Consider the following 15,894-nt stretch of genomic DNA (forward strand, 5'->3'; position numbering starts at 1 on the left):
TAGTAGGCCTTTAGTTTTTTCCTTTAAAATAAAAAAGGAATGATATATGATTGCATTTAAGAATCTATAAGAATGATTCTTTATATTGGTTTGATTGTTAAAACAATCTGATGATCTATCTTTCCCTAAATAGAAGCTACAAGAAGTAACCTGGACAGATACTTGTGGGGAACAAATTTTCATATTTATATTTAATTTATAAGGCCAAAAAGCCTAATCATGTTTTTTACATAACTTAATTGAGTTTACTAAAGACTTAGAATTATTCTTAATTTTAGGGGAATTAAGAAAAAGTCTTTACATGGGTTTGACAAGTACAAGTCTGTATATGTCGTATTGAATAAATAAGTTGATTTTTTGATAAGTATAAGAGAGTAGTATACTCTTGCGGGGACAGCCGAAATTCATATAATATAATATTTGTGGGTTAATATTGTTGTCTAAATATAAGTACACTTTTTAATAAGACGCAAGTAAAAGCCACAAATAAAACATAAAAAGGTTTGATATAAACATGAAATGGTTATGATTAAAACAACAAGTCATAAAAAGGAAGATATTAAATATACTTTGGGAAGTGCTTTTTAAGTTATATCTTTGTAAATATTTGTTATCCTCACAAAAATGATTAAAAAAACATACTTAAAGGTTAAAAAATCTTTACTTAAAAAAACCCCTTTTCCCTTTTTTGAAAAGCACCCTATTTTCTATACTTTTATATCAATTTTTCATCTTTATCTTTTTTATGCTATTTTTTTACAAAGGTTTCTAAATAATAATGTTGAATTTTATGATAAGTTAATTATTGGTCTTTTTTACACCTTAATTCCTCTCTTTACTTTTATTCTATTATATTTATACTTAAATTATGTCTTGTTTAAAAACAAAACAAAACAGTATACTTTTTTAATTCTTATTTCCAACTATATATTTTGCTCTATTTTTTCGTTAATTTTTGCCTATTTAATAAATTATTTTTTAGCACATTATATATATTCTCCTGTTATCTTTAATAATAACATTATAGTTTTTACTATTAAAGTGTGCGTTCCTTCAATGTTTTTTATTAGCTTTATTAGTCTGTTTTTAGATTTCTACTCTTTCTATCAATTTAAAGAACTACAGGCAAATAGTAATAAAGTTATAATTAAATGCAATAAAAAATCTGGGGACTTAATTACATTATATAAAAGTGCTATTTTATTTTTTGAATCTAACAAAACAGATTTAAAAATATTTTTTAAGGAAAATGAAACGATAAGAGAATTGCAAATAAAAAAGAAACTTAAAACTATAGAAGCAAATTTTTGCAATCCAGAATTTGGTTTTTACAAATGCCATAAGTCATTTATTATTAACTTATCTAAAATAACTGAAATTCAAGGAAATTCTAGAGCTGGAAAAGTTACGTTAGAAAACAATTTTTCTATACCAGTTTCAAGAAATAAAGTATCTGATTTAAAAAATATACTAAGTTCTTAAGAATTTCTTTTAAATAAAGGCACTGTAGAACAAGCCTCTCCAAACATAATCGATTTTGCTATCGGTTGTAATTTTTCTATTAATAATGAGAAAGCTGTTGCAGGTATTGGCTTCTCTGCACAACCTTTAATAATAACTGGTTTATCTATAAAGTCTTTAAAATCTAAGAAACCTATAAGTTCTTGATATAAAACAGTTTCTAACAACTCTAAACCACCAATAACTACTTTATTTGCATGTGGTATTAATTCAGAAGCTACTAACATAAATGCCCAGGATGGAATGATAGCATCTACAGAACAAGTAACAGCTACAAAAGACTTATTATATTGAGACCAATCATGATTTTTTACTGAATCTCTAAAATCTTGTTCTTTTAAAATGATTTCTTCAAATAACCAATCTTTAATATCAAAAACAACACGTTTTCCTTCAGGATAAATTTCCTCAAGGTCAAATGTCTTTAATTTGCTATTTGCAACTCTATTGATTATTTCTTTTTCCATTTTTTAACTTTTGAAAGTTGTTCTCGATACAATTTCAACAAAAAACTGATAGACTTGAATACTACCAACTGAAAACTGTTTTACAGCATTCCTAATTCTAGTTTTGCTTCTTCGCTCATCATTTCTTGCGTCCAAGTAGGATCGAAAGTAATTTCCACCTCACAATCATTAATTTGCTTCAACGATTTCACTTTGTCTTCTACATCTCTTGGTAATGATTCTGCAACTGGACAATTTGGAGAGGTTAACGTCATTAATATTTTTGCATTGTTTTCTTCTGAAACAAAAACATCATAAATTAAACCCAACTCATAAATATCAACTGGAATTTCTGGATCGTAAATTGTTTTTAAAACATTTACTATCTTATCTCCTATCTCTTCTAATTCTTTGTCTGTCATTCTATTTTTATAGTTACACTCTTGCTTGTTGAGCAATAGCATACATTTTTATTTGTTTTACCATAGAAACTAATCCGTTTGCTCTTGTAGGACTCAAATGTTCTTTTAAGCCAATTTTATCAATAAAATCAGTATTTGCTTCTAAAATATCTACAGGTTTTTGGTCGGAAAAAACACGCAATAATAACGCTACAATTCCTTTTGTTAAAATAGCATCACTATCTGCCGTAAAAAATAAACTATCTTCCTGTAAATGAGAATGTAACCACACTTTAGATTGACATCCTTTTATTAGGTTTTCATCTAGTTTATGTTCTTCATTTATAATGGGTAAAGATTTACCAAGATCAATCAGATATTCATATCGATCCATCCAGTCATCAAACATAGAAAACTCATCAATAATTTCTTCTTGTATTTCTTTGATAGTCATTTTTTAAACTTATTTTTGCACTTTAAAATTAGTTAGTGCAATTATCGTGCAAAATTAGGCATAAAAAATAACAAATGAGTAAATTATTAGCTGTTGGTACTGTTGCGTTTGATGCAATTGAAACTCCTTTCGGGAAAACCGATAAAATTTTAGGTGGTTCTGGAACCTTTGTTGGTTTAGCTGCAAGTCAGTTTGGAGTAGAAACCGGTGTTGTTTCTGTAGTTGGTGGAGATTTCCCAGACTCTTATTTAGAAATGATGAATTCTAAAGGAATCAATACTGATGGTATTGAAATCATAAAAGAAGGGAAAACATTTTTCTGGAGCGGAAAATATCACAACGACATGAATTCTCGTGATACGTTAATCACAGAATTAAATGTTTTAGAAACATTTCAACCAATTGTACCTGCTCATTTTAAAGATGCCGGAATAGTAATGTTAGGAAATTTACATCCATTAACACAAGCATCTGTTTTAGATCAAATGACAACATCACCAAAATTAGTAGTCTTAGATACTATGAATTTTTGGATGGATATCGCTTTAGCAGATTTACACACCGTTTTAAAACGTGTAGATGTCATCACAATTAATGATGAGGAAGCGCGTCAACTTTCTGGAGAATATTCTTTGGTAAATGCTGCCAAAAAAATCCATGAAATGGGACCAAAATATGTAGTGATTAAAAAAGGAGAACACGGAGCATTATTATTTAATGATGATAAAATGTTTTTTGCACCTGCTTTACCTTTAGCATCAGTTTTTGATCCTACGGGAGCTGGAGATACTTTTGCTGGTGGTTTCTGTGGATATTTAGCCAAAACAGAAGATATTTCTTTTGACAATATGAAAAGAGCAATAATTCATGGTTCTAACCTCGCCTCATTTAGTGTCGAAAAGTTTGGAACACAGCGAATGGAGGAGCTAACCGAAGATGAAGTGAAAAATCGCTTGCAAGCGTTTAAAGAAATAACACAATTTGATATTGAAATCTCATAAAGAAAATCCGCGTCTAAACACGCGGATTTTTTTATACATACAAACACAACAAATACACAATTAAATGAGTGACGCCATTAAACACGAATGCGGAATTGCACTAGTTAGATTAAAAAAACCATTACAGTTTTATAAAGACAAATATGGTACTGCTTTTTACGGAATTAACAAAATGTATTTGTTAATGGAAAAGCAGCATAATCGTGGGCAAGATGGTGCTGGTTTTGCAAGTGTAAAGTTTAATGTTGAACCTGGTACACGTTATGTTAGTCGAGTACGTTCTAACAAATCGCAACCTATACAGGATATTTTCGGGCAAATTAATGCTCGATTAAATGGTGTTTTAGAAGAAAATCCATCAAAAAAAGATGATGTATTATGGCAAGAACAAAACATGCCATATGTAGGGAATTTGTTTTTGGGTCATGTGCGTTATGGAACCTTTGGTAAAAATAGCATAGAAAGTGTACATCCATTTTTACGTCAAAGCAATTGGAAACATCAAAGTTTAATTGTTGCTGGTAATTTTAATATGACAAATTCTAAGCAATTATTAGAAGAATTGGTAGAATTGGGTCAACATCCAAAAGAATTTACCGATACGGTAACGGTGATGGAGAAAATTGGCCATTTCTTAGAAGATGAAGTAGCTAAATTATATTTAGATGCTAAAGAAGAAGGTTTTAGCAAAAAAGATGCATCACCATATATCGAAGAAAATTTAGACTTACAAAATGTACTTAAAAGATCTTCAAAAAACTGGGATGGTGGCTATGCAATGGCAGGTTTAGTTGGTCATGGAGACGCTTTTGTATTACGTGATCCAAACGGAATTAGACCAACTTATTTTTATGAAGATGATGAGGTTGTTGTTGTAGCATCAGAAAGACCAGTAATTCAAACCGTTTTTAATGTTACTATTGATAAAGTACAAGAACTAGACAGAGGTCATGCTTTAATTATTAAGAAAAGTGGTGCAACAAGTGTGTTACCAGTATTGGATCAGAAAGAAAACAAAGCCTGTTCTTTTGAACGAATTTATTTTTCTAGAGGATCAGATGCCGGAATCTATGAAGAGCGTAAAAACCTTGGTAAATTAGTTTTCCCTTTGATTTTAAAGTCGATTAATAACGATATTACAAATTCTGTTTTTTCTTACATCCCAAATACTGCAGAAACGTCTTTTTATGGAATGACGGAAGCTGCTGAAGATATTTTAAATCAACAAAAAACAGCTAAAATATTAGATGGTGGTGGAAAATTATCGGCATCGAGAGTTACAGAAATTTTATCTGAAAGACCACGTTTCGAAAAAATTGCAATTAAAGACGCAAAATTAAGAACATTTATTGCTGATGATAGCTCTAGAGATGATTTAGTTGAGCATGTTTACGATATTACGTATGGTGTTGTAAAACCTACCGATAACCTTGTCATTATTGATGATAGTATTGTACGTGGAACTACACTTAAGAAGAGTATCATTAAAATTTTAGATCGATTACAACCTAAGAAAATAGTTGTTGTTTCTTCTGCGCCACAAATTAGATATCCAGATTGTTACGGAATTGATATGGCGAGAATTGGTGATTTTATTGCTTTTAAAGCTGCAATTGAACTACTAAAAGAAACCAATCAATATACTATAGTTGAAGAAGTTTATAAGAAATCTAAAGCCCAACAATCTAATGAGGATAAAGACATAGTAAATTTTGTAAAAGAAATTTATGCTCCTTTTAGTAATGAAGAGATTTCTGCTAAAATTGCACAGATGCTAAAAACTTCAGAAATAAATGCTGAAGTTGAAGTTATTTATCAAACCGTAGATAATTTACACATTGCTTGTCCAGATAATTTAGGGGATTGGTATTTTACTGGAGATTACCCTACTGATGGTGGTCATAGAGTTGTAAATGAAGCGTTTATTAATTTCTATGAAGGGAATAACAAGCGTGCTTATTAAATAAATAAACTCTTTTTTCTACATTTCAATTTTATAATTTTTCCTTGAATTTCAATCAAATTTTAAAATTAATTGAATACCCAACTAACAAGGGGGGTTCGTTTTTGTTTTATGCTGATTATTAAAGTTTTAAGTAATATATTTTTAAAATCATGTAATTTTTTCCATATTTGTTAAATAGCAAAAATTATGAAAAAGATACATTATATACTTCTATTCCTGATTTCTTTTTCAATTAACTCACAAAATAATATTTCAAATATTGATAGTTTACTTTATGAAGTAAAAAAAACAAAAGAAGACACATTAATTTTAAAAACCTATGCTAAAATAGGGTTTAAAACTATTTTCACTAATAAAGAAAAGGCAAATAAGGTAATTATTGAGGGAAAGAATTATGCTAAAACAGTAAAAAACACACATTGGATTGCAGAATTAGATAATATTCATGGTGTTTATTATGCTGTCAATGAAAAATATGACTCTGCCCGTTTTTACTATAAAAAATCTCTAGAACTTTCTAAAAAACATAAGTTTAAAAAAATTGAATCTAAATGTGTTAATAATTTAGGTTTAGCGTATTGGAATTTAGGTGAATTTGATACAGCTCTTAATTATTTTTTTGAGTCTTTAAAAATTGATGAAGAATTTGAAGATGAGAAAAGCTCAATATCAGCTTTAGGTAATATTGGTCTTATCTATCAAGAGATGAATCAATATAAAAAAGGGCTAGAATATCAAATAAAGGTTTATAAAATAAGAAAAAAATATAAAGATTTTAATGGGCTTCCTATTTCTTTGAATAATATAGGTATTTGTTATAGAAGTTTAAAAAAATATGACTCTGCAATAGAAGCGTTTCTTGAAGGTATAGAGTATGCAAAGAAATCAAATAATTTACTAACTCTATCTAAACTCTATTCTAATTTAGCAAACACTTACCAGAATATTAATCAAAATAAAAAAAGCATAGAAGTTCGCCTTGAGTCACTTAAAATCCTAAAAAAATTTGGTGAAATTAATAAGGAATATATGTTTTCATATTCAGGGTTAGTTTCAAGTTATAATAGAATTAATAACTTAAAAAAAGCAAAGGAGAACTCAAAAAAAGCTTTTGAAATTTTAGAACAAACCCCTCATCTAAAAAATTATTCTTTAACATTACTACTTGAAACTGCAGAAACAAATTTTAGAATAGGAAATATTGTTAAAGGAAGAAAAAATTTTGAAGAATATAATAAAATTAAAGATTCTATCTTTTCTAAAAAAAGATCAAATTCCATAGCAGATATGGAAATAAAATATAAATCAGAAAAAAAAGAAAAAGAATTATTACAAACTAGAACTGAAAAAGCAGAAACAGAACTTGCTTTATCTAGAACTAAAAATTGGATTTATATATTATTAGGGAGTTTAGGATTATTAGGAATGTTATTTTTTGGCGTTAATCAAAGAAATAAAAGAAAAAATCAAGAAAAAATATTAAAAGAAAAAGAACGTGGATTAAAAGCAATGATAGATGCTCAAGAAACAGAAAGAAGCAGAATTGCTAGAGAATTACATGATGGAGTAGTTCAACAAATTGGGAGTATTATTTTAAAATCTAGAAACTACTTTTCTAAATCAAATTTATCAGATAATAAAGAGCCTAAAGAATTATTAGAAAGTTTAGAAAATTCTAATCAAGATTTAAGAAATATTTCTCATCAAATGATGCCTAGAGCATTAAAAGAGTTAGGAATATTACCAGCTTTAAATGATTTATTAGAAGGGAGTTTATCTTTTTCAAATATAAAATATAGCTTAGAACATTTTAATATAGATGAACGATTACCAGAAAAAATAGAAATTACAATTTATAGAATTACTCAAGAACTTATTAATAATATTTTAAAACATAGTAAAGCCTCAGAAGTTAGTGTGCAGTTATTTAATGCAAATAATTCGGTCATTTTGATTGTAGAAGATGATGGTGTTGGCTTTGAATCTAAAAAGAGTAAAAAAGGCATTGGATTGTTAAATATTTCTAGCAGATTAGACATGGTTAATGGAAATGTAAATTTTGAACCAAGTCCTAAAAGTGGTACTTTAGTAACTATAAAAATTCCTTTATAATAATGCCTATTAAAATACTCATTGCAGATGATCATCCTTTAATTGCAGAAGGAATAAAAAACACTTTCGAAAATCAACTTGATTTTGAAGTAGTTTCTGTGGTTAATAATGGACAAGAAGCTATAGAATTTATCCAACAACATTTAGTAGATATAGCATTATTAGATATTAACATGCCAGTAATGGATGGAATTGAATGTGCAAAAAAAATCATCTCAGGATTTAAAGATGTAAAAGTTGCGATGCTTTCTATGTATCAAGAACCTTCAATTATTAAAAATTTAATAGAAATTGGCGTAAAAGGGTATATGCTTAAAACCATTCCAAGTGATGAATTATTATTAGCTATAAAAAACATCTATAATGGAAAAGAATACTTTAATGCAGATGTAACAAAAGCATTAATCACTGATGATTCATCTTCAACTTTTATTAAATATTCAAAGAAGTCTCCACTTTTAGAAGAATTAACTTCTAGGGAAAAAGAAATTGTTAAGTTTATATCACAAGGATTAACTAATGCCCAAATAGGTGAAAAATTATTTATTAGCCCAAGAACAGTAGACACACATAGAACTAATGTTATGAAAAAATTAGACATCCATAATGTAGCTTCATTAATACGTTTTGCATTTAAAAATGGTCTAGCTTCATAAAACTACGTTAAACACCTTAGTTAATTACGTTAATTACTCTATTTACTCTTTCACTTTACAATTTTACTTTTGAAGTGTTAATTCAATCGTCCTAAAAAGCTGAAAATATTTTTTAAACAGTATCTATCTCATCATTCCTTTTTAGAGTGAATTAACAACTGAGTAATGGGTACTGTTTTTTAATTCTTATAAAATTTATTAAACACTAATTTAAAAGTCATTTATTATTATCTAAAAAAAATACCATGAAGAAAATTATACTATCATTATTCACATTTATAACAATTTACACTTTTTCTCAAGAACCAGTTTTAGTAAGGCATGATTATCCAGGAAGTGACAGACATAACAAAGGTAATTTTAGAAACTTAAGAGCAGTAGGTAATACATTATTTTTTGTAACAGATGATGGTGTTCATGGCTCAGAATTATTTAAATCTGATGGTACAGAAGCTGGTACTCTTTTAGTTAAAGATATTTATCAAGGAAAATCTAAAAGTAGTCCTAGCGTTTTAATGAATTTTAACAATCAATTATTTTTCTACGCCTATACAGGTAGTGTTAATGGTGTAAATCTGTGGAAATCTGATGGTACAGAAGCAGGTACGGTAAAAGTAGCTTCAATAAAAGAAGCCTCTGGCAATAGCCTTCATGCTAGTTATCTAGTTATCGATAATACATTATTCTTAGAATCAAGTACGTCTAGAGGAGATTCTTATGGTCTTTGGAAAACTGACGGCACAGAAACTGGTACTTTATTGGTAAAAGCTTTTAACAGGATTCCCGGTATAAGTAATAGTTTAAATAGTTTTACTGCCTTTAAAAATAAAATATACTTTACTGCTTATGATAGTTTAAAAGGAGTAGAATTATGGGTTTCTGATGGTACAGAAGCAGGTACTATTATGTTAAAAGATATTATGCCAGGTGATGGAGAAAGTCATAGTGGCGTGGGAGGGTTGACAGTTGTGGGTAATGAACTTTTTTTTGCTGCTAATGATGGTGTTAATGGTTCTGAACTATGGAAAACAGATGGTACAGAAGCTGGAACTATAATGGTGAAAGATATAAAACCTGGAGATTCAGGATCTAGTCTAAATTACCTTAGAAATGTAAATGGTACTTTATATTTTAGTGCAAATGATGGTACACATGGTCAAGAATTGTGGAAGTCTAATGGTACAGAAGCTGGAACAGTATTGATTAAAGATATTATAGTAGGTACGGTTAATTTTAAATCAGGGAGTGCCCCTAAGGATCTAATAGCAGCTGGTAATACACTTTACTTCATAGCTGATGATGGTGTTCATGGTTCAGAATTATGGAAGTCAAATGGTACCGAAACAGGTACAGTTTTAATTAAAGATACTTTTCCAGGTAAATTAGGTGGAGCTAGTAATAATACTGTAGTTGCGTATAATAATTATGTCTTTTTTAAAGGGACTGATACAAATGGACAAGAACCATGGATAAGTGATGGTACAGAAGCTGGTACAAAAATGTTAAAAGACACCAATCTAAATAATACAACATATGCAAAATACTTTGACACTAAATTATATATTGGTAGAGGTACAATTACAGATAATGGCAATTTTTATTTCTTATCTTTTGATGGTGTAAATGGAACAGAACCTAGCCTGTGGAAATTAGATTTGAACACACTTTCCGTAAAAAATGAATTAAAAACTGATTTAACAAATGTTAGCATTTATCCAAACCCAGCATCAAATAATTTAAATATAGAGGTTGATAATCAACAAATAAAATCTGTAAAAATCTTTAATTTATTAGGTAAAGAAGTGATGCAAAAATCAATAAATAATTCTTCATTAAAAAACATAAATATTTCTCAGTTAACCAAAGGAATGTATGTTATTCAATTAAAAACAGCAGACAATTCTTTTACAAGAAAATTTATTAAACAGTAAATAAAAAATAAGGCATTTGACGTATTTTATAGAAGATTAACCTGTATTAAATTGCGAAAAAATAGAATATCCTAAAAACAAAAAAATGACATTAAAAAGTATTAAAGTAATTGCATTTTTATCCATAATTACTTTCGGAATAAACTCAATAAATGGGCAAAGCTTCTTAAAAAAGAAAGAGATTAAAGCATATAAATGTGGCTATGTTCACAAAGAAAGTTTCTTTAGTAAAATTAAACCTATGAAACTTATTTCTAAAGCCGTTGGCGGCCTTGTTAAGGCTGGTAAGAAATCAGACTTAGAAAAAACAGCTGCAATGTTTATATACACTTCTAATATAATTCCCAAAAGTAAGCTAGATTTTGCAACTAAAACTCCAGGTTGGGAAACTTGTGGTGATGGTATAGCTGCTGTTTTCTTAAATTATGAAGGTGTTGGGTTAACAGATACTGATGGTGATGTACTATTAAATGGTACTAAAATTGAAAAAGCTGGAATGGGAACCTATTTTCAAGGTTTTAGCCCAGATAAAAGAGGTTCACAAGAAATTGAAGTTACAAGTTCAAGTGGAGACAAAATAAATGTAACCATGCAACCAGCAGAGCCACTAGAAATTATCAGCGTAAATGGAATTGAAAAAGGAGGAGATATTATTATTGATGGTACAAAAGATTTAGTTATTGAATTAAAAAATGGAGATGCAGATTTAGATTCTAAATTGTATGTAGAAGTAATAACAAGTGCGATGAGTTTAAAGGTGCAAACACATCTTTTTCCTTCTAAAGCTAAAAACAGAATTGTTGTACCTATAGAAGCTTTTAAAAATTACGAAAACTCTCCACTACCAATTATCAAGAAAAATACTTTGATTGTGACTAGAGTTAAACATGATATAGTTCGGAATACAGATGCAGGAATTATTCAAAAACTATCTATGTATTCAGATTTTACTCCAATTTTAATTAAAGGTGATATTGCTGGTGGTAATTTATTAAAAAACTCTTTTAGTAAAGATAAAAACACAAATGTTTCTGATGGTTTTAAAACGGTAGAAGGTGAGTATAATGTTAAAATCACTAAAGGAAATCCATTTTCTCATCCACCGGTAAAAATGATGAAGAATGTTGGTATTGCTTCATTTGTAATTAGAGGTAATTTAAAAAAGGAAAAAACTACTGTGTCAAGTAGTTCTACAACCAATTTTAATATAAAAACGACAACAACGACAACAACAACCATTAAAAAATGGTTTCCAAAATTAGAAGATAACGCTTGGCAAAAACTAGCTGATAAATTGTATACTAAATTTGCAAATAGCTTAAAAAACAATAACGGTATAAATGTAATTCCTGTAGAAACTGTTGTAAAAGCAAAAGCATACGCAGAAATGAAGCCTATTTTAGACACTGTAACAGCTACTTTTGTAGAAAAAGGTGCTGGAGGAACACGTAGACTTTTATCTACAAATTTTAAAGATTTTTGGAAAGATTTAAAAACAACATTCCCTGCAGATTATATCAACGAAAAATTAATTCAAGAATTAAATCTAGATGGATTAATAGCAGTAACAATTGATTTAGATTTTGATTTAGAAAGCGAAGGACTAAATCCAAAAGTAAAAATTATGGCTTTTGCTCCAAACGTAAGTTTTAAAACACCTGCAAAATATTTTGAAATGGATTTTTCTACAGATGCAAAATCGTTAAAATCTGTAAATACCTATAATGCACTAACTGGTGGGCCAGAAGATGTTGTATTAAAAGTTATTAAAGGTGATGAATTATTAAATGCTTTTAAATTAGCTATGGAAGAGCTTAAAAAAGGTGAAGAGAAAAATCCAGCCTATAACAGAATTTGGGAAGAACGTATGAAGTAAGAAAAGAGAAAGAAGTGTAGAATGTAAAAAGGCTAATAACGTTAATAAGTTATTAGCCTTTTTTTATATTAATTAACTAAATTTAATCAGCCAATATTATTGCTTTATTATCATTTAATTCTAATGTCCCAGAATTAATGGAAAAACTAATTTTACCATCAGCTGTTTTAGAAAATTTGCTAGCAAATTTATCATCAACTTTAAAGTTTTCTGATTCTATTTTAATTGTTCCTTCTTTTAAAATAGAAACAACTGGTGCGTGATTATTTAACATTTCAAACTCACCATTTACACCTGGTACATAAATAGATACTACTTCTGATGAAAATAATATTGCTTCTGGTGTTACAATTTCTAAAAACATAATTTTTAATAGTTTTTAGTTGTTAGTTGTTAGTTGTTAGTTAAGACTACCAACTGCCAACTGTCAACTGTTTATGCTTCTGCTAACATTTTTTCTCCTGCATCAATTGCATCTTGAATAGACCCTCTTAAGTTAAAAGCAGCTTCAGGGTATTTATCTAACTCACCATCCATAATCATATTAAATCCTTTAATAGTGTCTTTAATATCAACTAAGACACCAGGTATACCTGTAAATTGCTCAGCTACATGGAAAGGTTGTGATAAGAAACGTTGTACACGTCTAGCTCGGTGTACTACTAACTTATCTTCTTCAGATAATTCTTCCATACCCAAGATGGCAATAATATCTTGTAATTCTTTATAACGTTGTAAAATTTCTTTTACTCTTTGTGCTGTATCATAATGTTCATCACCTAAAATATCTGCTGTTAAAATTCTTGATGTAGAATCTAAAGGATCTACCGCAGGATAAATACCTAGCTCAGCAATCTTACGAGATAATACTGTTGTTGCATCTAAATGCGCAAATGTTGTTGCTGGCGCTGGATCTGTTAAATCATCCGCAGGTACATAAACTGCCTGCACAGAAGTAATAGAACCTTTTTTAGTTGATGTAATACGTTCTTGCATCGCACCCATTTCTGTTGCTAATGTTGGTTGATAACCTACCGCAGATGGCATACGTCCTAATAAGGCAGAAACCTCTGAACCTGCTTGTGTAAATCTAAAAATATTATCTACAAAGAAAAGTACATCTTTTCCTTGTGCTTCTCCAGCTCCATCTCTAAAATACTCAGCAATAGTTAAACCTGATAATGCAACACGTGCACGTGCTCCAGGTGGTTCATTCATTTGACCAAATACAAACGTTGCTTTAGAGTCTCTCATTCCAGGTTTATCAACTTTTGATAAATCCCATCCGCCTTCTTCCATAGAATGCATAAAGTCATCACCATATTTGATAATTCCAGATTCTAACATTTCACGAAGTAAATCATTTCCTTCACGAGTTCTTTCACCTACTCCTGCAAACACAGATAATCCTCCGTGCCCTTTTGCAATGTTATTAATTAATTCTTGAATCAATACTGTTTTACCTACTCCAGCTCCACCAAATAATCCAATTTTACCTCCTTTTGCATAAGGTTCAATTAAATCGATTACTTTAATTCCTGTAAATAAAACTTCTGTAGATACAGATAAGTCTTCAAATTTAGGCGCAGCTCTGTGGATTGACAAACCATCATCACCAACTTTATTTAAATTTCCTAAACCATCAATCGCATCTCCAGTAACATTAAATAAACGTCCATAGATATCATTTCCTATTGGCATCTGAATTGGATTACCTGTAGCAATAACTTCTACACCTCTACTTAAACCATCGGTAGCATCCATAGAAATTGTTCTAACAGTGTCTTCACCAATATGTTGTTGAACTTCTAAAACTAAAATTGAGCCATCAGCTTTTTTAATTTCTAAAGAATCGTAAATTTTTGGAAGCTCTCCATTTTCTGTATTAAACTCAACATCGATAACTGGACCAATAATTTGAGAAACTTTACCTGTTATTGTAGACATTTTTGTATCTAATTTAATTAATTATGTATAAAGGATTTTACACCCTAGTTTTCAGGTTGCAAAGGTAAATTATTTACCTTTAAATCAAAAGTATTTTTAATTTAATCTTCTGACTTTTTTATATAAAAAAAAGCCTCATCAAATGATGAGGCTTTTAATATTATTTGATTAAAAATTACTAGTTAGTAACTTTAATTTCAACTCTTCTGTTGTTTGCTCTACCAGCTCTAGTTTTATTAGAGTCGATAGGATTATCTTCACCATAACCTCTAGCAGATAATCTTGAAGCGTCTACACCGTTAGAAACGAAATATTTCATTACAGCATTAGCTCTACTATTAGATAATTTTAAGTTACTAGCTGCTCTACCTGCACTATCAGTATGACCTTCAATCGCAAAAGTAGCTCTAGCATTTGTTTTCATAATTGCAACAATAGCATCTAATCTTGCAGTAACACCTGGTTTGAAAGAAGATCTTCCAGAGTTAAATAAGATAGTTTTAGCAGACATGTTGATTGCTTTAATAGCGTCATCTTTAATTACAGGCTCTGGACATCCATTGTTAGATGCTGGACCAACTTCATTCTTACAGTTATCATCTTTGTCTAATACTCCGTCTCCGTCAGTATCTGGCCAAGGACATCCACCGTTAGCAGAAGGACCTGCAACTGTAGCACATTTATCATCTTTATCAACTACACCGTCTCCGTCAGTATCAGGACAACCGTTGTTAGCTTTTGTTCCTTTAGAATTAGGACACATATCATCTTTATCGGCAACACCGTCTCCGTCAGCATCTGGACAACCATTCATAGCTGCTAAACCAGCAACATTAGGACAAGCATCATCAGAATCTTTTACTCCATCACCATCAGCATCTGGACAACCATTGAACTCTTTTAAACCAGCAACTTCAGGACATGCATCATCTTTATCATAAACGCCGTCTCCATCAGAATCTTTTCCTCCAAATTTAAATACTAAACCTAAAGAATTTTGATAATGAGATCTTACTTTTTCACCAAAACCTAATTTACTACCATGTTGAAAATTCAAACCAAAGTTATCATTTAACCAAAGATTAAATCCTACTCCACCATGACCCATTAATTCACTTTGGTCACTTTTTCCACTTGCTACATAATCTCCACCAGCAAAAATATATGGATCGAACATACCTGTATCACCAAATAAATTGTTTAAATCATACTTAGCTACTGCTCCAATAGACCAAATAATATAGTCTGAGTCATTTAAAGCTATATGATGTTTAATTTTATTAACAGTACCAGCTAATTGAACAGTAAAACCTTTATCAATGTATTTTTCAGCAGAGATTCTAGAAATAGAAGGCAATATATTCCAGTCTTTGCTTCCTAATCCATCTCTAATTTGCGATGCAAAATCATTTCCGTTATACATATCTATGGCATTTATACCAAAACCAATTACCCATGGATTATTTTCGTCCTGAGCACTTACGTTAACAACTGTTACCAACGCAAACAAAGCTATCACAGCTAATTTTAATTGTTTCATTATCAAATTTTTAAATTAAAAGTTCTTATTTTATACCTACAAA

General features: G+C 29.7%; 13 protein-coding genes. 7 read left to right on the forward strand and 6 right to left on the reverse strand.

Annotated elements, in window-relative coordinates; genetic code table 11:
* Positions 1-1,056 precede the first annotated feature (1,056 nt).
* The gene (locus OD91_RS13490; protein WP_186434417.1) at positions 1,057-1,482 is read left to right on the forward strand and encodes a LytTR family DNA-binding domain-containing protein; all 426 of its coding nucleotides are present in this window, start codon (positions 1,057-1,059) and stop codon (positions 1,480-1,482) included.
* Here the strand turns inward: OD91_RS13490 and OD91_RS06955 are convergent.
* The 3 genes from OD91_RS06955 to OD91_RS06965 form a co-directional block, all read right to left on the reverse strand.
* The gene (locus tag OD91_RS06955; RefSeq protein ID WP_144895663.1) at positions 1,479-1,988 is read right to left on the reverse strand and encodes a DUF2480 family protein; all 510 of its coding nucleotides are present in this window, start codon (positions 1,986-1,988) and stop codon (positions 1,479-1,481) included. The two genes, OD91_RS13490 and OD91_RS06955, sit on opposite strands and share 4 nt — an antisense overlap.
* Positions 1,989-2,068: 80 nt before the next feature.
* Positions 2,069-2,389: a DUF59 domain-containing protein gene (locus tag OD91_RS06960; RefSeq protein WP_144895664.1), complete on the reverse strand. Its 321-nt coding sequence runs from the start codon at positions 2,387-2,389 to the stop codon at positions 2,069-2,071.
* Between the two features lie 13 nt (positions 2,390-2,402).
* Complete coding sequence (locus tag OD91_RS06965) at positions 2,403-2,822, reverse strand: SufE family protein (protein ID WP_144895665.1); 420 nt, start codon at positions 2,820-2,822, stop codon at positions 2,403-2,405.
* Positions 2,823-2,896: 74 nt separating this feature from the next.
* Here OD91_RS06965 and OD91_RS06970 point away from each other — a divergent pair, with 74 nt between their 5' ends.
* The 6 genes from OD91_RS06970 to OD91_RS06995 all read left to right on the forward strand — a co-directional run bounded on the left by OD91_RS06970 (position 2,897) and on the right by OD91_RS06995 (position 12,364).
* Positions 2,897-3,823, forward strand: coding sequence for a PfkB family carbohydrate kinase (locus OD91_RS06970; RefSeq protein ID WP_144895666.1), 927 nt, complete (start codon positions 2,897-2,899; stop codon positions 3,821-3,823).
* Positions 3,824-3,887: 64 nt separating this feature from the next.
* Positions 3,888-5,786: an amidophosphoribosyltransferase gene (locus tag OD91_RS06975; protein ID WP_144895667.1), complete on the forward strand. Its 1,899-nt coding sequence runs from the start codon at positions 3,888-3,890 to the stop codon at positions 5,784-5,786.
* A gap of 189 nt (positions 5,787-5,975) precedes the next feature.
* Positions 5,976-7,901, forward strand: coding sequence for a sensor histidine kinase (locus tag OD91_RS06980; protein WP_144895668.1), 1,926 nt, complete (start codon positions 5,976-5,978; stop codon positions 7,899-7,901).
* A 2-nt stretch (positions 7,902-7,903) separates the two neighbouring features.
* Positions 7,904-8,557, forward strand: coding sequence for a response regulator transcription factor (locus OD91_RS06985; protein WP_144895669.1), 654 nt, complete (start codon positions 7,904-7,906; stop codon positions 8,555-8,557).
* Positions 8,558-8,802: 245 nt separating this feature from the next.
* Positions 8,803-10,488, forward strand: a complete 1,686-nt coding sequence (locus tag OD91_RS06990; RefSeq protein WP_144895670.1) for an ELWxxDGT repeat protein — start codon at positions 8,803-8,805, stop codon at positions 10,486-10,488.
* An 85-nt stretch (positions 10,489-10,573) separates the two neighbouring features.
* On the forward strand, positions 10,574-12,364 hold the full coding sequence (locus OD91_RS06995) for a hypothetical protein (protein ID WP_144895671.1): 1,791 nt from the start codon (positions 10,574-10,576) through the stop codon (positions 12,362-12,364).
* 82 nt (positions 12,365-12,446) lie between these two features.
* Here the strand turns inward: OD91_RS06995 and OD91_RS07000 are convergent, their stop codons facing one another.
* From OD91_RS07000 to OD91_RS07010, 3 genes are all read right to left on the reverse strand, one after another.
* A complete protein-coding gene (locus OD91_RS07000; RefSeq protein WP_144895672.1) occupies positions 12,447-12,728 on the reverse strand; it encodes a F0F1 ATP synthase subunit epsilon in 282 nt (93 codons plus the stop codon).
* 71 nt (positions 12,729-12,799) lie between these two features.
* Positions 12,800-14,311, reverse strand: coding sequence for a F0F1 ATP synthase subunit beta (gene atpD / locus OD91_RS07005; RefSeq protein WP_144895673.1), 1,512 nt, complete (start codon positions 14,309-14,311; stop codon positions 12,800-12,802).
* 178 nt (positions 14,312-14,489) lie between these two features.
* Positions 14,490-15,851 carry an OmpA family protein gene (locus OD91_RS07010; protein WP_144895674.1) on the reverse strand — a complete coding sequence of 454 codons (1,362 nt, stop codon included), beginning with the start codon at positions 15,849-15,851 and terminating at the stop codon, positions 14,490-14,492.
* Positions 15,852-15,894 lie beyond the last annotated feature (43 nt).

The organism is Lutibacter sp. Hel_I_33_5, from assembly GCF_007827455.1.
Lineage (GTDB): Bacteria > Bacteroidota > Bacteroidia > Flavobacteriales > Flavobacteriaceae > Polaribacter.